The sequence below is a fragment of the Sphingomonas sp. genome (genome assembly GCF_017304635.1).
Taxonomy (GTDB): domain Bacteria; phylum Pseudomonadota; class Alphaproteobacteria; order Sphingomonadales; family Sphingomonadaceae; genus Sphingomonas.
The window spans coordinates 294,021-319,329 of the sequence record NZ_JAFKMA010000004.1; the positions used below are offsets into that span (position 1 = coordinate 294,021).

Annotated in this window: 28 protein-coding genes; 14 read left to right on the top strand and 14 right to left on the bottom strand. The window is 67.8% G+C overall.

Annotation, left to right across the window (positions count from 1 at the left end; all coding sequences use genetic code 11):
* Window positions 1-5 precede the first annotated feature (5 nt).
* The 5 genes from recF to J0I47_RS13250 all read right to left on the bottom strand — a co-directional run bounded on the left by recF (window position 6) and on the right by J0I47_RS13250 (window position 5,236).
* Window positions 6-1,061: a DNA replication/repair protein RecF gene (recF, locus tag J0I47_RS13230; RefSeq protein WP_294047456.1), complete on the bottom strand. Its 1,056-nt coding sequence runs from the start codon at window positions 1,059-1,061 to the stop codon at window positions 6-8.
* 268 nt (window positions 1,062-1,329) lie between these two features.
* Window positions 1,330-2,118: a Coq4 family protein gene (locus tag J0I47_RS13235; protein ID WP_294047457.1), complete on the bottom strand. Its 789-nt coding sequence runs from the start codon at window positions 2,116-2,118 to the stop codon at window positions 1,330-1,332.
* Between the two features lie 42 nt (window positions 2,119-2,160).
* On the bottom strand, window positions 2,161-3,009 hold the full coding sequence (locus J0I47_RS13240; protein ID WP_294047458.1) for a hypothetical protein: 849 nt from the start codon (window positions 3,007-3,009) through the stop codon (window positions 2,161-2,163).
* A 219-nt stretch (window positions 3,010-3,228) separates the two neighbouring features.
* Window positions 3,229-4,341: a DNA polymerase III subunit beta gene (gene dnaN / locus J0I47_RS13245; RefSeq protein WP_294047459.1), complete on the bottom strand. Its 1,113-nt coding sequence runs from the start codon at window positions 4,339-4,341 to the stop codon at window positions 3,229-3,231.
* A 226-nt stretch (window positions 4,342-4,567) separates the two neighbouring features.
* On the bottom strand, window positions 4,568-5,236 hold the full coding sequence (locus J0I47_RS13250) for a porin family protein (protein WP_294047460.1): 669 nt from the start codon (window positions 5,234-5,236) through the stop codon (window positions 4,568-4,570).
* A gap of 155 nt (window positions 5,237-5,391) precedes the next feature.
* On the opposite strand from J0I47_RS13250, the gene J0I47_RS13255 reads away from it, so the two are divergent.
* Window positions 5,392-6,036, top strand: coding sequence for a histidine phosphatase family protein (locus tag J0I47_RS13255; RefSeq protein ID WP_294047461.1), 645 nt, complete (start codon window positions 5,392-5,394; stop codon window positions 6,034-6,036).
* A complete protein-coding gene (locus J0I47_RS13260) occupies window positions 6,033-6,488 on the top strand; it encodes a hypothetical protein (protein ID WP_294047462.1) in 456 nt (151 codons plus the stop codon). Before J0I47_RS13255 ends, J0I47_RS13260 begins: the two co-directional genes overlap by 4 nt.
* A 9-nt stretch (window positions 6,489-6,497) precedes the next feature.
* Here J0I47_RS13260 and J0I47_RS13265 read toward each other — a convergent pair whose 3' ends face one another.
* On the bottom strand, window positions 6,498-6,716 hold the full coding sequence (locus J0I47_RS13265; RefSeq protein WP_294047463.1) for a hypothetical protein: 219 nt from the start codon (window positions 6,714-6,716) through the stop codon (window positions 6,498-6,500).
* Window positions 6,717-6,774: 58 nt separating this feature from the next.
* On the opposite strand from J0I47_RS13265, the gene rlmN reads away from it, so the two are divergent.
* On the top strand, window positions 6,775-7,983 hold the full coding sequence (gene rlmN / locus J0I47_RS13270; RefSeq protein ID WP_294047464.1) for a 23S rRNA (adenine(2503)-C(2))-methyltransferase RlmN: 1,209 nt from the start codon (window positions 6,775-6,777) through the stop codon (window positions 7,981-7,983).
* Between the two features lie 105 nt (window positions 7,984-8,088).
* Here the strand turns inward: rlmN and J0I47_RS13275 are convergent, their stop codons facing one another.
* Window positions 8,089-9,123 carry a CAP domain-containing protein gene (locus J0I47_RS13275; RefSeq protein ID WP_294047465.1) on the bottom strand — a complete coding sequence of 345 codons (1,035 nt, stop codon included), beginning with the start codon at window positions 9,121-9,123 and terminating at the stop codon, window positions 8,089-8,091.
* Window positions 9,124-9,263: 140 nt separating this feature from the next.
* Between J0I47_RS13275 and J0I47_RS13280 the strand changes: the two genes are divergently transcribed.
* The 5 genes from J0I47_RS13280 to J0I47_RS13300 all read left to right on the top strand — a co-directional run bounded on the left by J0I47_RS13280 (window position 9,264) and on the right by J0I47_RS13300 (window position 14,190).
* Window positions 9,264-10,025, top strand: coding sequence for a sulfite exporter TauE/SafE family protein (locus tag J0I47_RS13280; RefSeq protein ID WP_294047466.1), 762 nt, complete (start codon window positions 9,264-9,266; stop codon window positions 10,023-10,025).
* A gap of 116 nt (window positions 10,026-10,141) precedes the next feature.
* Complete coding sequence (locus J0I47_RS13285) at window positions 10,142-10,843, top strand: cytochrome b/b6 domain-containing protein (RefSeq protein ID WP_294047467.1); 702 nt, start codon at window positions 10,142-10,144, stop codon at window positions 10,841-10,843.
* A complete protein-coding gene (locus tag J0I47_RS13290; RefSeq protein WP_294047468.1) occupies window positions 10,840-11,598 on the top strand; it encodes a molybdopterin-dependent oxidoreductase in 759 nt (252 codons plus the stop codon). The genes J0I47_RS13285 and J0I47_RS13290 overlap by 4 nt, the downstream gene beginning before the upstream one ends.
* Before the next feature lie 56 nt (window positions 11,599-11,654).
* On the top strand, window positions 11,655-12,890 hold the full coding sequence (locus tag J0I47_RS13295) for a cyclopropane-fatty-acyl-phospholipid synthase family protein (protein WP_294047469.1): 1,236 nt from the start codon (window positions 11,655-11,657) through the stop codon (window positions 12,888-12,890).
* Between the two features lie 46 nt (window positions 12,891-12,936).
* Window positions 12,937-14,190 carry an argininosuccinate synthase gene (locus tag J0I47_RS13300; protein WP_294047470.1) on the top strand — a complete coding sequence of 418 codons (1,254 nt, stop codon included), beginning with the start codon at window positions 12,937-12,939 and terminating at the stop codon, window positions 14,188-14,190.
* A 50-nt stretch (window positions 14,191-14,240) separates the two neighbouring features.
* Here the strand turns inward: J0I47_RS13300 and J0I47_RS13305 are convergent, their stop codons facing one another.
* Window positions 14,241-15,458 (bottom strand): glycosyltransferase family 2 protein, encoded by a 1,218-nt coding sequence (locus tag J0I47_RS13305; protein ID WP_294047471.1) that lies wholly within the window; start codon window positions 15,456-15,458, stop codon window positions 14,241-14,243.
* Here J0I47_RS13305 and J0I47_RS13310 point away from each other — a divergent pair.
* The 3 genes from J0I47_RS13310 to J0I47_RS13320 are packed head-to-tail and all read left to right on the top strand — an operon-like array spanning window position 15,446 to window position 19,793.
* Entirely contained in the window at window positions 15,446-16,207 is a 762-nt protein-coding gene (locus J0I47_RS13310) for a class I SAM-dependent methyltransferase (protein ID WP_294047472.1), read from the top strand. The genes J0I47_RS13305 and J0I47_RS13310 overlap by 13 nt on opposite strands.
* 10 nt (window positions 16,208-16,217) lie before the next feature.
* Entirely contained in the window at window positions 16,218-18,008 is a 1,791-nt protein-coding gene (locus J0I47_RS13315) for a hypothetical protein (protein WP_294047473.1), read from the top strand.
* A 45-nt stretch (window positions 18,009-18,053) separates the two neighbouring features.
* Window positions 18,054-19,793: a hypothetical protein gene (locus J0I47_RS13320; protein ID WP_294047474.1), complete on the top strand. Its 1,740-nt coding sequence runs from the start codon at window positions 18,054-18,056 to the stop codon at window positions 19,791-19,793.
* Here J0I47_RS13320 and J0I47_RS13325 read toward each other — a convergent pair.
* The 4 genes from J0I47_RS13325 to J0I47_RS13340 form a co-directional block, all read right to left on the bottom strand.
* Window positions 19,787-20,926 carry a GNAT family N-acetyltransferase gene (locus tag J0I47_RS13325; protein WP_294047475.1) on the bottom strand — a complete coding sequence of 380 codons (1,140 nt, stop codon included), beginning with the start codon at window positions 20,924-20,926 and terminating at the stop codon, window positions 19,787-19,789. The genes J0I47_RS13320 and J0I47_RS13325 overlap by 7 nt on opposite strands.
* A gap of 201 nt (window positions 20,927-21,127) precedes the next feature.
* Window positions 21,128-21,601, bottom strand: coding sequence for a RidA family protein (locus tag J0I47_RS13330; RefSeq protein ID WP_294047476.1), 474 nt, complete (start codon window positions 21,599-21,601; stop codon window positions 21,128-21,130).
* Complete coding sequence (locus tag J0I47_RS13335; RefSeq protein ID WP_294047477.1) at window positions 21,598-22,236, bottom strand: HAD family hydrolase; 639 nt, start codon at window positions 22,234-22,236, stop codon at window positions 21,598-21,600. Before J0I47_RS13335 ends, J0I47_RS13330 begins: the two co-directional genes overlap by 4 nt.
* Window positions 22,233-22,502 (bottom strand): DUF3572 family protein, encoded by a 270-nt coding sequence (locus tag J0I47_RS13340; protein ID WP_294047478.1) that lies wholly within the window; start codon window positions 22,500-22,502, stop codon window positions 22,233-22,235. Before J0I47_RS13340 ends, J0I47_RS13335 begins: the two co-directional genes overlap by 4 nt.
* Before the next feature lie 52 nt (window positions 22,503-22,554).
* Between J0I47_RS13340 and J0I47_RS13345 the strand changes: the two genes are divergently transcribed.
* The gene (locus J0I47_RS13345; RefSeq protein WP_294047536.1) at window positions 22,555-22,932 is read left to right on the top strand and encodes a response regulator; all 378 of its coding nucleotides are present in this window, start codon (window positions 22,555-22,557) and stop codon (window positions 22,930-22,932) included.
* Window positions 22,933-23,125: 193 nt separating this feature from the next.
* Here J0I47_RS13345 and rpmG read toward each other — a convergent pair whose 3' ends face one another.
* Window positions 23,126-23,293 carry a 50S ribosomal protein L33 gene (rpmG, locus tag J0I47_RS13350; protein WP_046348982.1) on the bottom strand — a complete coding sequence of 56 codons (168 nt, stop codon included), beginning with the start codon at window positions 23,291-23,293 and terminating at the stop codon, window positions 23,126-23,128.
* Window positions 23,294-23,501: 208 nt separating this feature from the next.
* On the opposite strand from rpmG, the gene J0I47_RS13355 reads away from it, so the two are divergent.
* Window positions 23,502-23,804, top strand: a complete 303-nt coding sequence (locus J0I47_RS13355; protein WP_294047479.1) for a hypothetical protein — start codon at window positions 23,502-23,504, stop codon at window positions 23,802-23,804.
* A 9-nt stretch (window positions 23,805-23,813) separates the two neighbouring features.
* Window positions 23,814-24,371, top strand: a complete 558-nt coding sequence (locus J0I47_RS13360; protein ID WP_294047480.1) for a hypothetical protein — start codon at window positions 23,814-23,816, stop codon at window positions 24,369-24,371.
* Between the two features lie 101 nt (window positions 24,372-24,472).
* Here the strand turns inward: J0I47_RS13360 and J0I47_RS13365 are convergent, their stop codons facing one another.
* On the bottom strand, window positions 24,473-25,288 hold the full coding sequence (locus tag J0I47_RS13365) for a metallophosphoesterase (protein WP_294047481.1): 816 nt from the start codon (window positions 25,286-25,288) through the stop codon (window positions 24,473-24,475).
* Window positions 25,289-25,309 lie beyond the last annotated feature (21 nt).

Consider the following 25,309-nt stretch of genomic DNA (forward strand, 5'->3'; position numbering starts at 1 on the left):
GATGGCTAGACCGCCGCGGCGAGGGTGAACCACGTCGCGGCGGTTTGTTCGGTCGGCGCGAACGGCGCGGTTTCGGTGCCGGTCATCCAGACCTGACCGCCGGTCGCGGCGAGACGATCGAACAACGCGCTGCGTCGCGCCGGGTCGAGATGCGCGGCCACTTCGTCGAGCAGCAGGATCGGCGGCCGACCGGTGCGCTCCGCGACGAGGTCGGCATGGCCGAGGACGAGGCCGAGCAGCAGCGCCTTCTGCTCGCCGGTCGAGCACAAGGCCGCGCGCTGGCCCTTGTCGAGATGCGTGACGAGCAGGTCGCTGCGATGCGGCCCGATCAGCGTGCGCCCGGCGGCGGCATCGCGGCGACGCCCGGCCGCGAGGTCGGCGACCAAATCGCCCGCATTCTCCCATCCCTCCAGCGCGAGCCCGGCGCGGGCGAAGGCATCGCCGGCGCGATCGGCCAGTCGCGCGCCGAGCGCCGCGACCGTCTCACGCCGGGCGGCGTCGATCGCCGCGCCATGCTCGGCCATCTGCGCCTCCAGCGCCGCGAGCCACGCGGTATCGTCGGTCTCCTCGGCGAGCAGGCGGTTGCGTGCGCGCATCGCCGCTTCGTAGCGGTTGCTGTGCTGGGCATGACCGGGTGCGAGCGCCAGCGTCAGGCGGTCGAGGAAACGGCGGCGCTCGCTCGCCGGTTCGACGAACAGCCGGTCCATCGCCGGCGTCAGCCACAGCACGGTCAGCCATTCGGCCAGCGCGGTCGCGGCGGCGGGCGCGCCGTTCACGCGCACGATCCGCCGCTCGGGCGTGGTCGCCAGCGTGCCGGTGCCGATCTCGACATCGCCGTCGATCGTCGCGGCGACGCCGAACCCGCCGCTCCCGCCCTGCCGCGCCATGTCGGCGAGCGGCGCGCGGCGCAGGCCCCGGCCCGGCGCGAGCAGCGACACCGCCTCCAGCACGTTGGTCTTGCCCGCGCCATTGTCGCCGGTCAGCACGACGAAGCCCGGTCCTGGCGCGAACGCGGCGGCGGCGTGGTTGCGAAAATCGGTCAGGACCAGGCGCGAGAGCATTGCTGCGGTCTCTAGCCGCTCTTCGGAGAAAGCCGAAACGGCGGCGGCGTGACGACCGCAGGCACGGTCGTCCTCAGCCTGACGCTGCCGTCGAAGCTCGCCCCGATCGCAATTGGCGACTCTCGCGATGGGCATCAGCGCGACTTTGCGACAGCCTTTCCACCTGGACCCTAGCCTTCGCCGGAGTGGTTAAACTGGCCGAAGAACGCCGGAATCTCGCCAGTGACGTCATGCCGCCACATGCTGATGCGCGGTCGGCGCGATCCGCTTACGCCGCCAGCTTCTCCGGCACCGCGTTCGCGTCGCGCCGCTGGCTGAGGTAGGAGGCCATCTCCTCGCCCAGTTCGCGTTGCGCCTTGAGATAGGCGACCGGCTCGGCCAGCCCGAGCCGCGCCCGCGCTGCGTCGATCGGTTCGTGCATCAGCTGCTCGTAATCCTCGCCTTGCAGCCATCGGGCCTTGCGGCCCCGCTTGTAGCCTTCCCACACCGCCTTCGCGAACAGGTTGTTGCCCGTCACCTTGCGGCTCTTGAGCGCGGCCGCGCCGCCGATGAACGCCCAGCCCAGCCCGCCGACCTGCGCATAGCTGAACGCGACCAGCGCCGCTTCGCCCAGGCTTTCGTCGGCCTTGTACCCGGTCAGCACGTGCCAGATGTCGTGCGTGTCGCGCACCCGGCGGCCCATCCAGGCATACGGATGGAGCATGTCCTCTTCCTGGTTGATCTTCGACACTTCGGCGAGGCCGTCGGCCGAATAGCCGGTCGATTCGAGGAAGTGGTTGTACGCCGCCCCGACCGTGCCGGGCGCGAACTGGCGGGCATAGCCGGGCTGCGAGAAGACCTGCGCCAGTTCCTTGCGCTCGTACGCCATCCGCCCGCCGGTTTCGGTGGCGATGAAGCGGGCATAGTTCATCGGCGCGTTGCCGACGTTCAGCGCGCGCATGATGCGGAACACCTGCGTCGTGTCGTCGCCGTTCGCGAGCAGCTTCTTGATCGCGTCGAACGCGGTCTTCCAGTCGCGGCGTCCGGTCGTGCCGGGGAACGGAGGGAGCGTGGCCATGAGCGAAATCCTTACTGACATGAGTGTCAATAAGGATTTCGCTCACAAAGTCAAGCGCAGCCCCATCGCCGCCGCCGGCGGGCGCCCGCGGCGATAGGCGAGCGGCGGGTCGACGAACGGAAAGCCCTTCGCCTCCAGCGTCGCCAGCACACGCCGCATGTTGACCTGAGTCGCGGCGGTGGTGTCGTGCGCCAGATCGTTGGCCAGCCACTCGGGCGAGACGACGATGCCGTCGCGCCGGTTCTCGACGATGCCGGCCGCGTGCATGCCCGCGATCCGCCGCTGGACCGTGCTCCCCGCCAGCGACAGCGCGCGCGCCAGTTCGGCGACCTTGATCGCGCGCAGCGGCACCGCGGCATCGGCGAACGAGCCGTCGGCGGTCGCGCGATGGTTCGCGCACAAAAGGGTGGAGAACAGCACCAGGTCGAGCCAGTCGCGATGCGCGTTGCGGTTGGTCTCCGCCACCGACAGCATCAGGTCGATCGCGGTCTGCAAGCCCGCGGTCCAGTCGTAGACGGTCGACGGGCGCCCTTGCAGCGACAGCGGCTCGACCGCCTGCAAGTCGGCGATGAAGCGGACGAAGCAATCGTGCGCCAGTTCGCACAGCTCCTGGATCTCGCCATCGTCGCGCCAATGGTCGGTGGCGACGATGCCGCCGGCGATGCGCCGGCACAGCCCCATCGCGATCAGCGATTGGACGTGGCGCCGCGTCGTCTCGAACGGCAGGCCGAGCGAACTCGACACCGACAGGACCGGCGTGCCGGCATCGGACCCGCGCAGCGACTGGCGCAGGATCAGGACGTAGATTCCGAAGCGTTCGACATTGCCGTCCATCAGCGGCAACGCGGTCGTCATGATGCTGGTCTGCATTTCCGCCAGCAAACGAGTCATCGGCCGCGGCATCGTCGCTATTCGCCCAGCCGTTGCCACATGTCGATCATGGCGCGGCTTCCTGCCATCCCGGCAGGGCGGACGGCCAGCGCTTTCGCACCCGGGTTACCCGAAATGGGCCGAATCGGGCCGGGTAGCGCATCACGGCCGCGAATTTCGCACCCTCCGGCACGGCGTGCGGCGCGCTGCGGCGTGCGCTGGGCGTGGCGTCTCCCTCGCTCAGACGCGCATCGGCATCAGCACGTAGAGCGCCGGCGCCTTGTCGTTCTCGCGGATCAGCGTCGGTGCGCTGGCATCGGCCAGATGCACCTCGACCATGTCGCCCTCGATCTGGCCGAGAATGTCGAGCAGGTAGCGGCTGTTGAAGCCGATCTCGAACCCCTGCGCGGCGTAATCGCCCGGCACGTCCTCGGCGGCGGTGCCGTTTTCCGGGCTGGTCACCGACAGCGTGATCTTGTCGCGATCGAGCGCCATCTTGACCGCGCGGGTCTTTTCGGTGGCGATGGTCGACACGCGGTCGACGCCCTCCTCGAAGCTGCGCGGGTCGATCTTCAGGATCTTGTCGTTGCCGGTCGGGATGACGCGGCTGTAGTCGGGGAAGGTGCCGTCGATCAGCTTCGACGTCAGCAGCGCCTGCCCCATGTCGAAGCGAATCTTCGAGTTCGACAGCGACACGCCGACCGACCCGTCGATCTCGTCGAGCAGCTTGCGCAGTTCCGCCACGCATTTGCGCGGGATGATGATGTCGGGCATCCCGTCGGCGCCGTCCGGCCGCGGGATGGTGACGCGCGCCAGGCGGTGGCCATCGGTCGCCGCCGCCTTCAGCACCGGCTGGCCGTCGTCCGCCACGTGCCAGAAGATGCCGTTGAGGTAGTACCGCGTTTCCTCGGTCGAGATCGCGAAGCGCGTCTTGTCGATGATCTGCTTCAGCGTCTCGGCGGGCAGCTCGAACTGGGTCGGCAGCTCGCCTTCCGCGATCACCGGAAAGTCGTCACGCGGCAACGTGCCGAGCTGGAACCGCGCGCGACCGGCGACGATCTGCATCTTGCCCTCGGCCGCGGTCAGGCTGACCTGCGATCCCTCGGGCAGCTTGCGCGCGATGTCGAACAGCGTGTGGGCGGAGACGGTGGTCGCACCCGGCTGGTCGACCGCGGCGGCGACGCTTTCGTTGATCTGGAGGTCGAGGTCGGTCGCCATCAGCTTGAGCGATCCGTCCGCGCTTGCCTCGATCAGCACGTTGGACAGGATCGGGATCGTGTTGCGGCGCTCGACCACGGACTGGACGTGGCTCAGCCCCTTGAGCAGGGTCGCGCGTTCGATCGTCGCCTTCATCTCAATCATCCCCCGGGGCCCCGCCAAGGGGCAACTCGCCGTCTCTAGTCCTTAACGCGAAAAGGGGCCGGAGCAAGCGCTCCGACCCCCGATATCAACAGGTTTTAGTCCCTGTGCCCGCTAACGCGGGCGGCGGTGCCGGCCCACTCCCCACCCGGCCGCCCATCTAGGATATGATCTGGCGGCCGGGTGGGGGAGTGGGCCGGCACCGCCATCAATTCAACGCTTAGAAACGGAAGCCCACGCCGACCACCGCCTGGTGGCGGTCGGTATCGACCGAGAAGTTGTTGGTGTTCGACCCATTGGCATATTCCAGCCGCGCCTGGCCGTAGTTCGAGTAGCGATACTCGATCTTGGCATAGGTGTTGGTGCCGATCGACTGTTCGAGGCCAATGCCCGCGCGCCAGCCGTCAAGGTTGAAGTGCTGGCCGGTCTCGGTCGTGCCGTTCGACGCGACCAGGTCGAGCCGCTGGTTGGTGTAGCCGCCCTTGACGTAGATCAGGGTCGCCGGGGCGACGCGATAGCCGGCGCGGACGCCGCCATAGATGTCGCGGCCCGCCTTGACGCGGCCATAGCCGAGCGCACCGGCGGCGGACGGGTTGTTGGTGACCTTGCTGGTCGAGCCGGTGACTTCGCCCTCGACACCGAACACCCAGCGGTTGCTGGAAATGTCGTAGCCGACGTCGCCGCCATAGGTCAGGCCGTCGGCCGAATTGCTGTCGTCGATCGACGAATTGGGCACCTTGCCCGGCTGTAACCGGTCATAGCCGAGGATCGCGCCGGCACGGAAACCGGTGAAGGTCGCATCGGACGGCGGCGGCCCATCCTGCGCGAAGGCCGGGGCGGCGGTGACCAGCGCGGCGGCACTGGCGGCGGCGAAAACGAACTGACGCATATAATACTCCATCATTCCTGACCCGGGCCGCCGGGGGTCAACGGCGCGGGGAACGCCAAATGGTCGGTGACGCGCGAAGTTGCATGAACCTCAGATAAACGCGGAAATCCGTTGCTTTCGCGCCACAGGGGGTTGAAACGCGGGCGGTGGGGACCATGCGCGCAACGACGACGAGGAAGGGCCGCGACTTCATCGCGCGGCACGGCGAAACCGTGTTCAACGCGGCCGGGCGGCTACAGGGCGAGGCGGCGCATACGCCGCTGACCCGGGCCGGTTTCCTCCAGGCCGACGAGATGGGGGAGGCGTTGCAGCTTGCGCTGGGCGATCGGCCCGCGCTGATATTGTGGGCGTCGCCGACCGGGCGTGCGCTCCAGACGCTGGCGGTGATGGCCGAGCATCTCGGGCTCGACTGGCACGATGCGAAGACCGACCCGCGCCTGACCGAAATCGGCATGGGCGGCTGGGGCGGGCGCTATTATGCCGACGTCATCGCCGAAGCGGGGGACGTCATCGACCGATCGAGCGGTCTGCTGCTGTCGGCGCCCGACGGCGAGCTCTACCCCGACATCGTGTCGCGAGTGTCCGGCTGGCTCGCCGACACGCAAGACGATGACGGCGACCGGCTGGTCATCATGCACGGCATCTCCAGCCGGGTGATGCGGGGCGTGATGACCGACGCGCCGGCGATCGAACGGTTCGGCGCGCCGGCCGCGCCGCATCTGCCGCAGGGGTCGCTGGTGATGATCGAGCGCGGGGTGGAGACGATCGTCCATCTCGGCGGCGGTGGGGAGCGAGTGTGAGCGTTGTGCTGGCGCTGGCGCTGGCCGCGGGCGCGCGCGACACGATCGGCGTGTTCGGCGGCTGGGGCGCCTTTCGCGACGCCGAGCCCGCCCGCTGCTACGCGATCGCGCAGCCGGTCGACCCCAGCCACCGCGCTGGCTTCGCCAGCATCGCGACCTGGCCCGGCCGCAACGTCCGCGGCCAGCTCCACGTCCGCCTCAGCCGTGCGCTCGGCGCGGCGCCGCGCGTCACCCTGTCGATCGGCGAGCGCCGTTTCGACCTGACCGCGAGCGGCAGCGACGCCTGGGCGCCCGACGCGCGCACCGACGCCGCGATCTCCGCCGCGATGCGCGAAGGCCGCTCGATGAGCGTCGAGGGTGTCGACCGCGCCGGCGCCCCCTTCGCCGACAGCTACGCCCTCGCCGGCGCCGCCACCGCGATCGACGCCGCCGCGCTGGCGTGCCGGCGGTGACGAGCCGCGTTACGATCCGCGGCGATCGTCCTTGAACACCTGCTCTCGACGCAACCGAGCCCGGCGTTGCGCCAACCATCGGAGGTCCATCAGCCAGGCGAAGGGAACGGCCATCAACAGGGCGCCGATCGTCCGCACGACGCTCACCGCGACCGGGGGGCGTAGCCAAATCCACACGATCCCGATCGCCCAGATCATCACGACGTTGGTGGCGATGCGAAGGGCCATGCCATCGTCCTAACACGCGGCGGTGGAAAATGCTCGCGATTTGCCCTAAGTGGCGGGCATGCAGACAGTCTCGGCCGCCCCGATGCCCATTCCCGGGCACATCGATCCCGTGCCCGTGCCGCGCGCGAGCGTCGCGCGGGAGGATGGGCGGGTCGACCTGGTCGGGCTGGCCAAGGCGGAACTGCGCGAGGCGCTGCTCGCCGCGGGCATGGACGCGAAGCAGGCGAAGCTGCGCGCGAAGCAGATCTGGCACTGGATCTACAATCGCGGCGCCACGCAATTTGCGGCGATGACCGACATCGCCAAGGCGCAGCATCCCTGGCTCGAGGAACGCTTCGTCATCGGCCGGCCGGAGGTGGTCGAGGCGCAGGTGTCGACCGACGGCACGCGCAAGTGGCTGCTCCGCGCGCCAGATGCGCAGGATTACGAGATGGTGTTCATCCCGGATGCCGATCGCGGGACGCTGTGCGTGTCGAGCCAGGTCGGTTGCACGCTCAACTGCCGCTTCTGCCACACCGGGACGATGCGGCTGGTGCGCAACCTGACGAGCCAGGAGATCGTCGGCCAGGTGATGCTGGCGCGCGACGCGCTCGGCGAATGGCCGTCGAGTTCCGAGGGACGGATGCTGACCAACATCGTGATGATGGGGATGGGCGAGCCGCTCTACAATTTCGATAATGTCCGTGACGCGCTGCACGTCGTGATGGACGGCGACGGCCTCGCGCTGTCGAAGCGGCGCATCACGCTGTCGACCAGCGGCGTCGTGCCGATGATGGCGCGCGCGGGCGAGGAGATCGGGGTCAACCTCGCGGTGTCGCTGCACGCGGTGACCAAGGAGATCCGCGACGAGATCGTGCCGCTCAACCGCAAGTACGGGATCGAGGAACTGCTCCAGGCGTGCGCCGATTATCCCGGCGCCAACAACGCGCGGCGGATCACGTTCGAGTACGTGATGCTGAAGGACAAGAACGATTCGGACGAGGATGCGCGCGAGCTCGTCCGGCTGATCCGCAAGTACAAGCTGCCGGCGAAGGTCAATCTGATCCCGTTCAATCCGTGGCCGGGCGCGCCCTACGACACGTCGACACCCGAACGGGTGCGCGCTTTCTCGAACATCGTGTTCGAGGCCGGCATTTCCGCCCCCGTCCGCACGCCGCGCGGGCGCGACATTGATGCGGCATGCGGCCAGCTGAAGACCGCCGCCGAGCGCAAGTCGCGCGCCGAACTCGACCGGCTGGCGGAGGAGAAGTTGGCGGCGCTCGGTTAGTCGCTGCGCCCGCCCGCTCCCCCTCCCGACCGCCCAAACATCGTACCCTATGGGCGGTCGGGAGGGGGAGCGGGCCGGCGCAGCCATCCGCGTTAGCGGATCAGACTACGTCATCCGGAACGTGTAGCTGTAGCTCGTCTGCGGCGCGCCGGTCACGCCGCTGATCGTCACGGTATAGGTCACGCCCGCCTGCAACCCCGCGACATGCCATTGCACGCTGTTGGCGACGCCATAGCCGTCATTGTCGCTGGCGACGTCGCTGACCGCGAGCGAGCCGGACGGGCCGCTCACGCCGATCGTGGCGTGCGCGAAGCTGACGCCGGTGTTGGCGCCGAACGCGCCGCTCGCATTGGCGATCGCGGTGAACGACAGGTAATCGCCCGCCTGGAAATAGCGCGACGGATAATCGTGATAGGGATAGGCAACGAAGGCCGGGATGCTGCCGGTGACGGTCACCCCGTTCGCGAAGTTGAACACGCGCATCGCCGACGTGCTGGCGCGCGTGCCGTCGGGCAGGACCATCGCGGCGCGGCCGTACGACACCTGGCCGAGGAACGGGTCGAGGATCCAGCGGCGGTGCCCGATCGACGCGCTGTTGGTCTCGCGCAGCCAGCCGGCGAGCGCGTCGTCCTCGGTCGAGAAGCTGAGGCCGGTGCCCCAGCCGCCGATCAGGTTGCTCGATCCCGCGGCGGTCGCGCCGTCGCTCGAATAGCATAGCCAGCTGGTCGGCGGCGTATGGCTCAGTGCCTTGTTGACCGCCATCATCAGCGCGGCGGCGGCTTCCTGATTGTCCTCGACCGCCGAATAGCTGACCGCGGGCAGGCCGTGCAGCGCGCGGACGCCGTTGAGCCAGGTCAGGAAATCCTGCTTGACCGACGCCTTGAGCACGCCCGCGTTGCAGGTCGTGGCGTTGGGCAGCACGTCGTACAACGCCGCCGCCTGCGCCGCGAAGCCGACCGGGCTGGCGGTGGGGCTCGGCGTCGGCGTCGGGGCGGGAGCCGGGGTCGGAGTGGGCGTCGGGGCCGGTGCCACGATCGGGCCGCCGCCCGCCGTCGTCGTCGCGGTGCCCCCCGAATCGGACCCGCCGCAACCGCTCACCAGCGGCAGCGCGCCCAACAGCACGATCAGCGCTTTTCTCATCACCCCACCCTCACCCGGATTGGTGACCAAGCGATTAAGATCGCGTGTTTTTCCATCGTCGAAGCGGCCGGATGCCGGTTCGTTGCGACAAAGCGAGGGCGGGGTTCCCGGCGGGGCCGCTGTCGCGCTATCGACGGCCTGTGGTCGGATCGGTTCTGCATGTCGCCTTGGTCGCCGCCGCCGGGTTCGTCGGCGGGGCGATGAACGCATTGGCGGGCGGGGGGACGTTCGCGACCCTGCCGTCACTGCTCGCGATCGGCTTGCCGGCGAACATCGCCAATGCGACCAGCAACGTCGCCTTGTTGCCGGGTGCCGCGACCAGCGCCTGGGCGTTTCGCGACGAATTGGGGCCGCTCGCCGGCGTGCCGGTCGCGACGCTGGCGGCGATCACCTTCGCCGGCGGACTGGTCGGCAGCCTGCTGCTGGTGATGACGCCCAGCCATGCGTTCGACGTCATTATCCCGTGGCTGGTGCTCTACGCCTTTGTCGTGCTGGCGTTCGGCAAGCGCGCGGCGGCGTGGCTGCACGAGCGCATCACGATCGGGCGGCGGACGCTGCTGACGGCGCAGGCGCTGCTCGGCGTCTATGGCGGCTATTTCGGGGGTGGGGTCGGGCTGATGACGACTGCGACCTACGGCCTGCTGGCGGGACACACCCCGCGCGAGTTGTTCGCGCCGCGCACGCTGATGCTCGCGATCGCCAATGCGGCGGCGGCGATCGTGTTCGTGGTGGCGGGCATGGTCGCCTGGGCGTCGTGCCTGCCGATGATGGCGGGGGCGATCCTGGGCGGCTGGGCGGGCGCGCGAGTCGGGAAGGTACTGCCGGCGCCGGCGGTGCGAGTCTGGACGCTGCTGGTGACGGGGGTGACGACGGTCGTGTTCTTCTGGCGCGCGTACCACTGAATCCGCTGTCCTACCGCGCCGAAGCGGCGTAGGATCGCGCGGTGCCCGCCGCATCCGCCTCCGCGTCCGACGCAGAAGAAACGGTTGCGCGCAACCTTCGCCAACTTCCGGGTCATGTGTACCGCCACCGGCTGGCAACGCGGTTGTGGCACTGGCTGACGGCGGTCACGATCTTCGTGATGATCGGTAGCGGGATCGGCATCCTCAACGCGCACCCGCGACTCTATTGGGGCGCGTATGGCGCCAACTTCGACCATGCCTGGCTCGATCTTTCGTCCTACAAAGACTGGATGCGGTCCGGAATTTTCACGATTCCCCGCAACTACAACCTCGCTCTGTCGCGGCGCTGGCACCTCACCTTCGCCTTGGTGCTCGGGTTCGCGTTGCTGGCGTTCATGGTCGCCAGCCTCATCAACCGCCATTTCCAGCGCGACCTGCGCGTCCGCGCGAAGGAGGTCGCGCCCCGCCACCTGATCGCCGACGCGGCGGCGCATGCGCGGTTCGATTTCCTCAATCCCGACGACCCGGCGCGCTATAACACCTTGCAAAAGCTGTCCTATGTCGGGGTGATCTTCTTGATCTTGCCGCTGATGATCCTGACCGGGCTGGCGCTGTCGCCGGGGATGGATGCGGCGTGGCCGTGGCTGCTCGAGCTGTTCGGCGGGCGGCAGTCGGCGCGGTCTATCCATTTCATCGCGGCGTCCGCGCTGGTCGCGTTCATCGTCATCCACCTGGCGCTGGTCATCCTGGCCGGGCCGATCGGGGAGGTGCGGTCGATGCTGACTGGCTGGTGGCGCGTGCCGGAGGACGATCGGTGACGTTGGTCACGCGGCGGCGGCTGGTCGGGCTCGGCGCGGCGAGTGCCGGGTTGCTGCTGTCGGGTTGCGACAAGCTCGCCGACCAGCCGGGCTTCCGCAAGATACTGTTTTCGGGCGACAAGATCAATCAGGGGCTGCAACGCGCGATGATGGATCGCGGCACGCTGGCGCCCGAATTCCGCGCCGACCAGATGTCGCCGATCTTCCGCATCAACGGCACCAGCAACCCGAACACGGCCGACTATAACGGGCATGCCGCGGCCAACTTCGCCGACTGGCGAGTCAGGGTCGGCGGGCTGGTCGCCAGGCCGCTGGCGCTGTCGCTCGGCGACTTGGCGACGATGCCGCAACGCGCGCAGATCACCCGGCACGACTGCGTCGAGGGGTGGAGCGCGATCGGCAAGTGGCAGGGGCCGATGCTCGGCGCCGTGCTGAAGGCGGCGGGGCTGCGCGATGCGGCGCGCTACGTCGTGTTCACCTGCGCCGACCTCTACAACGGCGCGCCCTATTACGAATCGATCGACCTGATCGACGCATTCCACCCGCAGACGATCCTCGCCTTGCTGATGAACGACAAGCGCCTGTCGGTCGGACACGGCGCGCCGGTCCGGCTGCGGGTCGAACGCCAGCTCGGCTACAAGCACGCCAAATATGTCAGCGCGATCGACGCGGTCGCCAGCCTGGACGGGATCGGGGGCGGACAGGGCGGCTATTGGGAGGATGCGATCGGCTACGACTGGTACGCCGGAATCTGATCGAAAGCGGATCGGGTCTTTTCGCCGCCGTAATCAGATATTAGCTGCACGCCATCATGGCGCTGATCGACCGCTTCTTCTCCCGTGCGTTCAGGCGCGGCACGCTGACCGTCACCTATGCCGACGGGACCGTCCGTACCTTCGGCGCGCCCGATCCCGATCATCCCGACGTGGCGATCCGTTTCGCCGATCGCGCCACGCCGGGCCGCATTCTGCGCGATCCGGCGCTCGGCGTGGCCGAGGCGTTCATCGAGGGCCGGCTGACGATCGAACGCGGTGACGTCATGGCGCTGCTCGCGCTGGCGACCAAGAACAACCGTTGGGAGGCGGAGACCGGCGCGCTCGATCCCAATCTGGCGGCGCGCAGCGTCACCTGGGTGCGGCGCAAGCTCGACCAGTTCAACCGGACGCGCGTCTCGCGCCAGAACGTCAAGCATCACTACGATATCGGCAACCAGCTCTATGATCTCTTCCTCGACGAGGACCGCCAGTACAGCTGCGCGTATTTCCTCGATCCGGACAACGAGAGCCTGGAACAGGCGCAGCTCGACAAGAAGGCGCATATCGCCGCCAAGCTGGCGCTGAAGCCCGACATGCGCGTGCTCGACATCGGCTGCGGCTGGGGCGGGATGGCGCTGTACCTGCACCGAACCTACGGCGTCGACGTGCTGGGCATCACGCTCAGCGACGAGCAGATCCGGCTGGCGCGCGAGCGGGCCGTGGCGGCCGGCGTCGCCGATCACGTGAAGTTCGAACTAATCGACTATCGCAACCTGACCGGCACGTTCGACCGGATCGTCTCGGTCGGCATGTTCGAGCATGTCGGGCCGCCGCAATACCGCACCTTCTTTCGCAAGTGCCGCGACCTGTTGATCCCCGACGGCGTGATGCTGATCCACACGATCGGCCGCGCTGGCGCGCCGGGCGTGACCGACGAGTTCACCGCGCGCTACATCTTCCCCGGCGGCTATATCCCCGCACTGTCGGAGATCGCGAAGGGTTACGAGGGCCTGCGCTACTACATGACCGATTGCGAGGTGTTGCGGCTTCACTACGCCTACACCCTCCGCGACTGGTACGACCGCGCGACCGCCAACCGGGACAAGATCGTTGCATTGTACGACGAGCCGTTCTTCCGGATGTGGACCTTCTACCTCGCCGGGTCGTGCGTCAGTTTCCTGTATGGCGGGATGGTCAATTTCCAGCTGCAATTCGCGCGCGACCGCAACGCGTTGCCGATCACGCGCGATTACATGAACGACGAGGAACGGCGGATCGCCCGCACCGTCTGACCCGCACCGCTTGCCGATCGCGGCGATGGAACCTAGAGGCGCGCGCATGACCGACTCCTCCAACATCAACCGCCCCGCCGGCGACGCCGGCAAGATCAACAAGGTCGTCCTGGCCTATTCGGGCGGGCTCGACACCAGCGTCATCCTCAAGTGGTTGCAGCAGACGTATAATTGCGAGGTCGTGACCTTCACCGCGGATCTCGGCCAGGGCGAGGAGCTGGAGCCGGCGCGCAGGAAGGCGCTGGATGCCGGGGTCAAGCCCGAGCATATCTTCATCGACGATCTGCGTGAGGAATTCGTCGCCGACTACGTCTTCCCGATGATGCGGGGGAACGCGCTGTACGAGGGGCTGTACCTGCTCGGCACCTCGATCGCGCGGCCGCTGATCGCCAAGCGCCAGATCGAGATCGCGCGTCAGGTCGGCGCCGACGCGGTCAGCCACGGTGCGACCGGCAAGGGCAACGACCAGGTCCGGTTCGAGCTCGGCTATTACGCGCTGGCGCCCGATATCAAGGTGATCGCGCCGTGGCGCGAATGGGACCTGACCAGCCGTTCCAAGCTGATCGAGTTCGCGGAACAGCACCAGATCCAAGTGGCAAAGGACAAGCGCGGCGAAGCGCCGTTCTCGACCGACGCCAACCTTCTCCACACCTCGTCCGAGGGCAAGGTGCTCGAGGATCCGTGGGAGGAAGTGCCCGACTACGTCTATTCGCGCACCGACAATCCCGAGGACGCGCCGGACGAGCCCGAATTCATCACGATCGATTTCGAGTGTGGCGACGGCGTCGCGGTCAACGGCGTGGCGCTGAGCCCGGCGGCGTTGCTGACCAAGCTCAACGAACTCGGCAAGAGGCACGGCATCGGCCGGCTCGACCTGGTCGAGAACCGCTTCGTCGGCATGAAGTCGCGCGGCATGTACGAGACGCCGGGCGGCACGATCTATCACCTCGCGCATCGCGGGATCGAGCAACTGACGCTCGACCGCGGCGCCGCGCATCTGAAGGACGAACTGGCGCCGCGTTATGCCGAGCTGATCTACAACGGCTTCTGGTTCTCGCCCGAGCGCGAGATGCTGCAGGCGGCGATCGACTACAGCCAGGAAAAGGTCGCCGGCACCGTCCGGCTCAAGCTCTACAAGGGCGGCGTCTATATCGTCGGGCGCAAGTCGCCGAATTCGCTCTACAGCGAGAAAGTGGTGACGTTCGAGGACGACCAGGGCGCCTACGACCAGCGCGACGCCGCGGGCTTCATCAAGCTCAACGCGTTGCGGTTGCGCCTGCTGGGCCGTCGCGATCGGTGAACTATTTTGAGGCGATACCGTAGGACGCTTCTCGGCGTGTCCTCAAATACTCAGCGCCGTGGCTGATCGAGCAGGCCGATGAAGAAGGCGGTCACCGCCATCTGCACGCCCAGGCACGCGAACACCATCGACGGAATCGTCAGCCGCATCAGCGCGGCGGGATCGAGCGCGCCGAAGCCTTTCGTCGCCCAGATCGCGGTCGCGCTCACCGCGCCGCCGATCCCGACCGCGAGCATGCCACCGCCGAGCAGGCAGGCACGCTCGACCGAGAACCAGTTGCGCACGCGGCGCATGACGCCGCTTTCGGGCCACATCCCGGCGATCGTGCCGTAGCGGCGGGCCATCACGCTCAGCCCGATCAACTGCGCCCCGATCAGCACCGCCATCGCGGCGAAGATCATCGTGTGCACGCCTAACTCGACCTCGCCGACGTGCAGGTCGCCCGGCATCAGTGCGACCAACCCAGCCGCCCCGCTCAAGCCCAACGTGACGCCGGGGTAAAGAAACAGGAACTTCGGCGCGTAGATCAGCAGGAAGCGCAGATGCCGCCAGCCGTCGCGCCATGTGCGCAAGTGCGGCGGCCGGCTGCGCCCGTCGGGCTGGAGCGTGGTCGGTACCTCGCGAATGTCGAGCTTCTCGATCGCCGCCTTGACGACCATCTCGCTCGCGAACTCCATCCCCGGCGTCGCCAGGCCGAGCGCGCGGATGCTGTCGCGATTGAACGCGCGCAAGCCGCAATGGAAATCGCCGACCGGAATGTCGAAAAAGGTGCGGCCGAGAAAACTCAGCACCGGATTGCCGAGATACCGATGCAGCGGCGGCATCGCGCCATCGGCGATCCCGCCGCGGAAGCGGTTGCCCATGACGAGGTCGGCGCCATCGCGCAGCGTCTCGACGAACGGCATCAGCGCGGTGAAATCGTAGCTGTCGTCGGCATCGCCCATGACGACGTACCGGCCCTTTGCCGCCGCGATCCCCCCGATCAGTGCCGCGCCGTAACCGCGTTCGCTGACCGGCACGAGCCGTGCGCCCATCGCATTCGCAATCTGTTGCGACCCATCGGTAGAGCCATTGTCGGCGACCAGCACTTCGCCGGCGACGTCGTGCTCGCGCAGGAAAGTCTGGGCCTTCTTGATGCACACCGCCAGCGTCTCCGCCTCGTTGAGGCAAGGCATGACGATCGACAGCTCGATCGTTGGTTCGGCGGTCGGCGCCGTCGACCGGTGTTTCGGCGTCGGATAGGATTTCAACAGCGATGCTGCGGACATGGATTCCCCCTTCGGACGCATTCCTGTGCCGTATCGATGGGAAAATTTTGGTTAACGCTCGCCGGCGCGATCGATCAGGCCGGTACATCCCCTTCAACCCGGTATTAACCAATCCCGGTCATCTTCGTTCGGGAGTTTCGACAACGAAGGGGATCACTATGCTCGCGTCGGTTCATGGAAAGCTGGTATTCGATCGGCGCGTGCGATGCCTGGCGACCGCGATTGCCGAACGACTGCCGCAAGGTGCGCGCGTGCTGGACGTCGGTTGCGGCAGCGGCGATCTCGCGCAATTGGTCATGCTGCAGCGACCGGACGTCCGGATCGAGGGGATCGACGTGCTCGTCCGCCCGAATACCGCCATCCCCGTTACCGAATATGACGGATCGCACATCCCGTTCGAGGACAATGCGTTCGACGCGGCAATGGTGGTCGACGTGCTGCATCACACCGACGACCCTGCGCTGGTCCTGGCCGAGATCGCACGCGTCGCGCCGATGGTCGTCATCAAGGACCATCTGCGCGACGGCATTGCCGCCGGCCCGACGCTGCGGTTCATGGATTGGGTAGGCAATGCCGCGCATGGCGTGCGCCTGCCCTATAATTATCTTTCGCATCGCGAGTGGAAGGCGATCTGGCAGCGATTGCGGCTAGGGGCGAGCGAGTTCACGACTCGGCTGCCGCTGTACCCGCGGCCGTTCTCGTGGTTGTTCGGGCGCCGCCTGCATTTTGTGGCGATTCTGTCGCGCTGACCAGCCCTCGGTGAGTATAATGCAACCGATCGAGGCGGCGGCCCGGATTCGCCGCGACCGCCGACTCGACCTTGCCGTCGCGATCGCGCTGGCCGTGATCCTGACACTCGGCTGGGCGATCCACGATTGGTGGCAACTCAGCCGGATGCTGCTGCCTGATCCGGACGACGTGATGCGGTTGGCGCAGGTGCGCGACTGGCTGGGCGGGCAGGGGATCAACGACTGGACGCAGCATCGTATGGCGCCGCCGCTCGGCGCGCCGATGCATTGGTCGCGCGTCAACGATATCGGCATTGCGGCGCTGATCCTGGCGGCAACGCCGATCGTGGGGCGGCACGGTGCCGAATTGTTCGCGGTGCTGACGTATCCGGCATTGCTGTTCGCCGCCGCTCTCTATCTGTCGGCGCGGATCGCTCGGCGGCTGTGGGGGCCATCGGCCGGTCCGGTCGCGATCGTGCTGATGGCGCTCGCGTATCCGGGGACGACCGTCTTCATCCCGGGGCGGATCGATCATCACGCGTTGCAGGTCGTCCTCGTCCAGCTGTTCGTTCTGTTGCAAATGCGCAAGCCGACCTGGGGCAACGGCATGGCGGCGGGCGCCGTGACGGCGGTCAGTCTGGTCGTGGGGCTGGAAACCGCGTTGCAGATCGCCGTGCTGATCGGCGCGATGGCATTGGCTTGGATCGTTTTCGGCGTTCGCGAACGGGCGCGGCTCGGCGGATTTGCCGTCGGGCTCGGCGCGACGACTCTCGCGTTTCTGATTTTCTTGCGGCCGGACTTCTGGTCGCCGAATTATTGCGATGCATTCACTCCCGCGTCGTCGACCGGGACGTTGATCGGCGCGGCTGCGCTTGGCGCGCTGGCGCTCGCGACGCCACGACTGACCAACTGGCGATGGCGCGCCGGCAGCGGGTTGGCGCTGGGCGCGCTGACCGTCGTTGCCACCGTGATCGCCTTCCCCGCTTGCGTGAACGGGCCCTACGGCGTGATGGACCCGTTCCTTCGCGCCAATTTCCTGCCGTTCATCGACGAGGCCAACGGATTGTTCCGCCAAATCGAGGTGACGCGTATCCTGGCGATCGGCGGGCTCATGACCGTCGGCGCGATGGCGGCGATATGGATGCTGTATCGTGCACCCCGCCAATGGGGTGTGACATTGCCGGTTGCCGCGGTCGTGCTGGTATCGGCGGGACTGATGCTGTTTCAGGTGCGCAGCGCCTATATCGGAGCACCGTTGGCAGCGCCGATACTGGCGGGGGTCGTACTCGCGGCGCGACGGCGGACGCGCTGGCAGACGCCGGCGGTGATCGCCGCCTGGCTGGCCTGCGCCGGCATGTCCTATTCCGAGTTACCGCGGCGGATTGTGCACGTCGCGGCGCCGAGTTCCAGTGCTGCGTCGGCCGATGCGTTGCCAACGACACGCGTGAAATGCAGCGCGGGCGATAGTTGGGCACAGGTCGACCGCTATCCGGCCGGCGTCATCATGGCCGGCACCAGCGTCGCGGCATACGTGATCGGCGACACCCGCCATTCGACGGTCGGCGCCGGATACCATCGCAGCAACCAGGGCAACATGGCGATGTATCGCTTCTTCCTGTCGCCCCCGAATCAGTCGATAGCGATCGCTCGGGCGTGGAAGGTGAATTACGTGTTGTGGTGCCCGAACGATTTCGACGAACTGCATGTCGGCCGCGCCTATCCCGACAGCCTTGCCGCAGCGTTGCGGGCAAACCGCCCGCCCGATTGGCTCGTCCCCGTGCCGCTCCGCGATACCCCGATGAGGTTCTATCGCGTTCGCTGATTGGTCGCTTGCGGCGGCCACGTCTCGCCGCCTACAAGCGCGGCGATGACCGGCGGCGGCACAGTGCGATGGTGGCAGACGCGGCGTTTCGTCGTGGCGATGGCGTTGTTGGCGATGGTGCCGCTGTTGTGGCCGGCGATCCCGCCGCTCGTCGACCTGCCGGGGCATATGGGACGTTACCGCGTCCAGCTCGATCTGCACCGCTACGGCTGGCTGGGCGACTGGTACAATTTCCAGTGGGCGTTGATCGGCAATCTCGGCGTCGACCTGCTGGTCGAGATCTTCGGGCCGCTGTTGGGACTCGAACTGACCGTCAAGCTGGTGGTGTTGGCGATCCCGCCGCTGATCGTCGTCGGGCTGTTGTGGATCGCGCGCGAGGTGCATGGGCGGATTCCGGCCACCGCGCTGTTCGCGCTGCCGATCGCCTATTGCTTCCCGTTCCAGTTCGGTTTCGTCAATTTCGAACTGTCGATGGCGCTCGCGCTGCCGGCGTTCGCCTGGTGGCTGCGGCTGGCGCGGCAGGGACGGATGCGGTTCCGCGCTGCCATGTTCGTGCCGTTGTCGTGCGCGCTGTGGGTCTGCCACACGTTCGGCTGGGGCGTGCTCGGCGTGCTGGCCTTTTCCGCCGAGATGGTCCGCGAGCATGACCGCATCAAGCGCGACGAGTTGGGCGAGGAAGCGGCGGCGCAGCAGTTCGGCCCCATCAGCAGGGATGGCGCCCGACGCTGGGCGCTGGCATGGTTCCGCGGCGGGTTGCACTGCCTGCCGCTGATCCTGCCGCTGTTCCTGATGGTCGCATGGCGAAGCGGCGATCACGTTACCGGACAGACCGGCGACTGGTTCAACTGGCGCGCGAAGATCACGTGGCTGACGATGATGCTGCGCGATCGCTGGATGGCGTTCGACATCGCGTCGGTCGCGGTGATGGCGCTGGTGCTGTACAAGGCATTCCGCGACCCGGCGATCGAATATTCGCGCAATCTCGGCCTGTCGGCGCTGTTCCTGCTGGCGGTGTTCGTGTTCCTGCCGCGGATCGTGTTCGGGTCGGCCTATGCCGACATGCGGCTGGCGCCGTTCATGCTGGCGATCGCGATCATCGCGATCCGGCCGCGCGCCGGGTTCGCCGCGCTCGACGCGCTGGCGGCGCGGCATCCGGGGCTCGATGCCGACCAGCTCCGCGACCTCGCGCAGGCGCGGCGGCGGCGGACGATGGCACAGCTCGCCGTGCTGGGACTGGTGTTCGTCGTGGTGCGCACGGCGGCGACCACGGTCAGCTTCCTGCAATTCGCTCAGGTCTATGATCGCCAGTTGAAGGCGCTCGACCAGGTGCCGGTCGGCGCGCGGCTGGTCAGCTTCGTCGGGCACGACTGCAACGTCGACTGGAAGATGAGCCGGCTCGAGCATTTCCCCGCGCTCGCGCTGGAGCGCCGGCTGGCCTACACCAACGACCAATGGTCGATGCCTGGCGCGCAGTTACTGACGACGCGCTATTATGCCGCCGCGCGCTTCTCGCACGATCCGTCGCAGATCGTCACCGAATCGCAGTGCGCGCGCGAATGGTGGCGGCCGATCGACCGCAGCCTCGCGTTGTTTCCGCGCGCGGCGTTCGATTACGTCTGGCTGATCCAGCCGCCGCCTTACCATATCCGCTATGCGTCCGACCTGACCCCGGTGTGGCAGGACGGCACCAGCATGCTGTTCAAGGTGACGCATATCGAGGTCGTGCCGGAAAGCCGGCGGAGCGACTTCCCGATCCCGCCGCGAGCGACCGTCCCGCTCTACTGACCGCGTTTGAACGGGGTAAAGTTCGCGAGATGGTCGCGGTCGTCCGCCACGCCGTCCCGTTCCCGTTCGAGGAAATCGGCGATCGCGCGGCGGAAATTGCGGTCGGGAACGTAGTGCGCCGACCAGGTCGGGACGGGGACGTAGCCGCGCGCGAGCTTGTGCTCGCCCTGCGCACCTGCCTCGACCGTGGTCAGGCCGCGCGCGATGGCGGCATCGATCGCCTGGTAATAGCACAGTTCGAAATGCAGGAACGGCACGTCCTCGGTCGCGCCCCAGTAGCGGCCGTAGAGCGTGTCGGCGCCGATCAGGTTGAGCGCCCCGGCGATCGGCCGCCCGTCGCGTTCGGCCAGGATCAGCAGCGTGCGGTCCGCCATCCGCTCGCCGAGCAGCGAGAAGAAGGCGCGGGTGAGATAGGGATGGCCCCATTTGCGGCTGCCCGTGTCCTGGTAGAATCCCCAGAACGCGTCCCACTGTGCCTCGGTCAGGTCGCGACCGGTCAGGTGGCGGACCGTCAGGCCCTCGACCGCTTTCGCCCGCTCGTGGCGGATCGACTTGCGCTTGCGGCTCGACAGTGCGCTCAGGAAGTCCTCGAAGCTGCGATAGCCGTGGTTGCGCCAGTGGAACTGCGTACCGGTGCGGATCAACCAGCCTGCCGCTTCGAACAGCGGCAGTTGGTCGGGCGCGACGAAGGTAGCGTGCGCCGAGGATAGTTGGTTCTGGTCGGTGACGGCCTCGATCGCCGCGATCAGCGCGGAGGCTTGCGCCGGATCGCGCAACAACAATCGCGGGCCCGGCACCGGGGTAAACGGTGCCGCGATCTGAAGCTTGGGATAATAACGCCCGCCCGCCCGCTCCCACGCATCGGCCCAGGCATGGTCGAAGACATATTCGCCCTGGCTGTGGCTCTTGCCATAGGCCGGCACGATCGCCGCCGGCGCGCCGTCCGCTCCGTCGACGATGATCGGCAGCGGTTGCCAGCCCGAGCCCGGTCCGACGCTCCCCGATTGTTCGAGGATCGACAGGAAGTCGTGGCCGATGAACGGATTGGCGGTCCCGGCGCAGGCATCCCATTGCGCCGCCGGAATGCCGGACACGCCATTGGCGATGCGCGCGGTGACGGAGGCACGGCTCATCCGCCGCGCCTTTTCGTCACCCCGGCCTCGTGCCGGGGTTCATCGTGCCGCCGATCCTGCATGCGTCGGATATGCGGATGGGCAGATGCCGGGACAAGTCCGGCATTGTGGAAAGTGAGGGCGCCGCGGCCAAGCCGCGTCGTCGATTGCGGGCTTCGCCAGCGCCGGTCGCGCGGCATGCTTGGCGCGATCTAGCCCGCGCTAGATCGTGGCGTGAAGCTTGACTACCGCGTCCACCTCGACCGCCGCGCCACGCGGCAGGGCGGCGACGCCGACTGCGCTGCGGGCATGCTTGCCGGCATCGCCGAACAGCGCTTCCATCAGGTTCGACGCGCCGTTCGCGACTTCCGGCTGGTCGGTGAAGTCGGGCGCCGAATTGACGAACACGCCCAGCTTGACGATGCGCTCGACCCGGCTGAGGTCGCCGCCCAGCGCCGCCTTGATCTGCGCGACCAGCATCAGCCCACACAATTCGGCGGCTTCCTGACCCGCGACCTTGTCGACACCGTCGCCCAATTTGCCGGTCACGACCTTGCCGTCCTTGAACGGCAGCTGCCCGGAAATGTGCAGCAGGCCGCCGGCATCGACGGTAGGCACGTAGGAAGCGACCGGCGCGGCGGCGGCGGGCAGGCTCAGCCCCATTTCCTCCAGCTTGCGGTCGATACGGTCGGTCATGCGGTTATTCCCTCTGTGTTGGCTGGCAGATTGTCGGCGAAACGCTGGACGATCCAGTTGCGGGCCCCCTCCCACTCGTCGATCCTGGCGTGCGCGAACGGCGCGGGCGGCACGTTGGGCGCCATGGCCGGTTCGGCGACGAGGTGCAGCCGGTGCACCGTGGGGGCGTGATTGGCAACCGATTCGTGGTGGCCGGGCAGGTCGTCGACGAACACCGTGACCGGATTGCCATATTCGGCGACGAGCGCGGCGACCGGACCGCCCTTGCCGCCGCGATTCGTCTCGACCCGGTGGTTGATGCCGTGCGTGGCGAGCTGCGCGATGCGATGATCGCGGCAATGGTCGCCCAGGTTGGTCAGGATGACGATGTCGGCGCGTTCGGCGATCGTCGCCAGCGCCTCGGCCGCGCCGGGCACCAGCGTCTGGCGCTCCATCTCCGCCGGGAAGAATTCGTCGAGCATGCCCCAGATACGTTCGTGCTCGACCGGGCTGCCGTCGGCGTGCGTCATCGCGACGAAGCTGCCGCTTTCGTGCGCAAAGGCGATGTCGTGGCGCTCGCGCAGCCATGTGCCGAAATGCCGCACCATGTGGAGCAGGACTTCGTCGCAGTCGCAGATGAGCAGCGGCCGCGTCATGCGTCGAGTACCGTGTAGGCGGCGACCAAAGCCGCGGGCGAGACGCCGATCGCCGTGGCGCAGGCGACCAGGTCGGGTTCATGCGCCGCGAGGAAACCGAGCAACGCCGCTTGCGTCGCGCGATCACTGGCCGATTGGCGCAGGTCGGCGACCGACAGCCCGGTCGTGTCGAGCAGCCGCTGTGCGCGTTGCGGCTCGGCGAGCGTCCACGCCAGCGCATGCAGCGCGAGCGTCGCGGGATCGTGGCTGGCGTCTGGCGCGGGCATTGCTATCGTGGGCGGGATGGAAGACGTGACCGACATGGAGGACGAAACCCCCGTGGCAAAGCGCGTGCTCGTTGTCGAGGACAACGAGCTCAACCTGAAGTTGTTTTGCGACCTGTTGCGCGCGCACCAGTTCGCGACCGAGCCGGTGCGCGACGGGCGCGAGGCACTGGAGCGTGCTCGCGCGTTCGCGCCGGACCTGATCGTGATGGACATCCAGTTGCCGCATGTGAGCGGGCTCGAGCTGATCGAGCAGATCAAGCGCGATCCGACGTTGCGCGCGACGCCGATCATGGCGGTGACGGCCTATGCCGGGCGCGAGGACGAGGAGCGGATCCGCGCGGCGGGGGCGGATGCGTACGTGTCTAAGCCGATCTCGGTGGTGCGATTCGTGGATGAAGTGACCGGGTTGCTCGCCCATGATGAGCGTTAGCTCATCAGGGTTGCGCGATAACGCGCGCGCAGCCCAGGCGACGGACGGGCAAAGCCCGATCCGGTCGACGGCGGCGGCTTTGCCGGCGCCGGGCTTCGGCGGACACGAAAAGAGCCGCGGGGAATCCCTCGCGGCCCTGGATCCCCGCTTTTGCGGGGACGACATGGCGGCGGCCTGACGGCCGCCTGCTACGTCACTTGATCTTCGCTTCCTTGAACTCGACGTGCTTGCGCGCGACGGGATCGTACTTGCGGAACGACAGCTTCTCGGTCTGCGTGCGCGGGTTCTTTTTCGTCACGTAGAAGAAGCCGGTATCGGCCGAACTGACGAGCTTGATCTTGACGGTGGTCGGCTTGGCCATGACCCGAATCCTGTATCTGTGAAATGCAAAAGCGGCGGAAACGCGCCGCCGCTTGTCAGGCGCGGGCCAATGCCCGGTGCCCGGCGCTTTGTCAAGTTCGGGGTGTGGAACCGTTCGTCGACGTGACTCGACCGGCAACCCGGCCCGCTTAAGCACCCGTTTACCAATTCGGCGCAAGCTCCGATTCGTCCCAACAGGAGTTCGGGCGATGGGGATACAGGCACACGATCTCGCCGCCAGTGTCGCGCGGTTGAGCATGATGACCGGGCATGCCCGCCCGGCCGAGATGGCGGGCGCGGTCGATGCGATCCGCTGCACCGCGCAAGCCGAGGGGCGATTGCCGGTGGTGGCACTGGCCCGCGCGATCGAGGCGGCGCTGGCGCGAGGCGAACGCGGCGTGGTGATCGACGGCTGGATCGCGATGATGCGCGAGGCGATCGGTTGCGAGCGCAGCGACGCCGATTGCACCGGCATCTACCTTGCCGCGGCGGCGGTCCGGCTGGCGCATTAACGGCCCCCGATGGATTCGCTGATGGCTGCGCTGGTCGCGGCATTGCTGGTTCGCGCGAGCGATCCCTCGCCGGGGCTGGTCGCGGTCATCAGCGACCGGTCGCAGCGAATCGGCGCGACGGTGGCGGGCGTCTGGCTGGCCATGGCCGCCACGCAGGGTGTCGCCGCGGCGGCGGGCCTGCTGGTCGCGCCGCATCTCTCGCCCAACGCCGCTCGCCTGCTGCTCGCGATGACCTTGCTGGCGGCGGGCGCGACGGCGCTGGTGCCGTTCAAGCCGGTGACGATCGATACCGTTCACCGCCCCTTTACGACCACGATCGTCCGCCTGATCGCGAGCGGTCTCGGCGACCGCGCCGGCTTCGTCACCTTTGCGATCGCGGCCGGCGGCGTTCCTGCGCTGGCCGGCATCGGCGGCGCGATCGGCGGCGGCATCGTGCTGAGCGGCGCGGCGATCGCCGGTGAGATCGTGCTGGCGCAACTGCCGCGTCGCGCGATCGGCATCGTGCTTGGCGCCATCCTGTTGGTCGCCGGCGCCTGGATCGCGCTGTCGGCGTTCCGCCTGATCTAACGGGGCGATCACAGCAGCCGCAAATTTCAGCGAGACGCTGCGCGACCGAAGGACATCGCCGAACACCGCGCCTGATTCCAGCTCGGGGTCGGCCGAACCGCCTAGCGCCCCAGCGTCAGCAGCCAGATGTCGGGCGGCACGCCGATCCGCATCGGCACGCTGCTGGTACCGAGCCCGCCGGTGACGACCACCGTGCGCGCGCCCTCGCGAATGATGCCGCAGCGATAGCGCTTCTCGTACGGCTGGCGCCCTGGATACCAGCCGAGGATACGCGCCTGACCGCAATGCGTGTGCCCGGCCAGCAGGACGCTGGCGTCGGGCAGCAACGGCGCGATGCCGGGCGAATGCGTCAGGAACAGGTGCCCTCCGGGCTGTTGCCGCAACTGCGCCACGACGGCGGCGACCTGCGCGTGATGTGAGAATTGGTCGCCGACCCCGCCGATCGCGAGCGGACCGCGTACCAGCGTCTCGTTCTCCAACACGGTGACCCCGGCGCGGCGCAACTGCTCGCGAACGGCTGTCGCGCCGGTCCAGTTGTCGTGATTGCCGAGTACGGCGACGATGCCGAGCGGCGGCTTCAGCCGGGCGAGCGGCGCGATCAAAGCGGGGCCGATCGCAGCCGCACTATCGGCGCGCGACCCGTTGATGAAATCGCCGGCGATGAAGACGATATCGGGCTTGAGCGCCGCGACCTGGCCGACGATGCGGTTCAGTCGCGTCGCATCCATCGCCCACGACCCGACATGGATGTCGCTCATCAGCACGGCACGGATCGGTTTGGCATCGGCCGGCCAATTCGGCAGCGACAGCATCGCCTGTCGCACCAGCGGGTCGCGCCGCGCCTCGCTCAGTCCGAACAGGAACAGCCCGATGCCCACGAGCAACAGGGCGAGAACGACGATCAGCAACTTGCGCATGGCGGGACCGTTAGCGCGGCG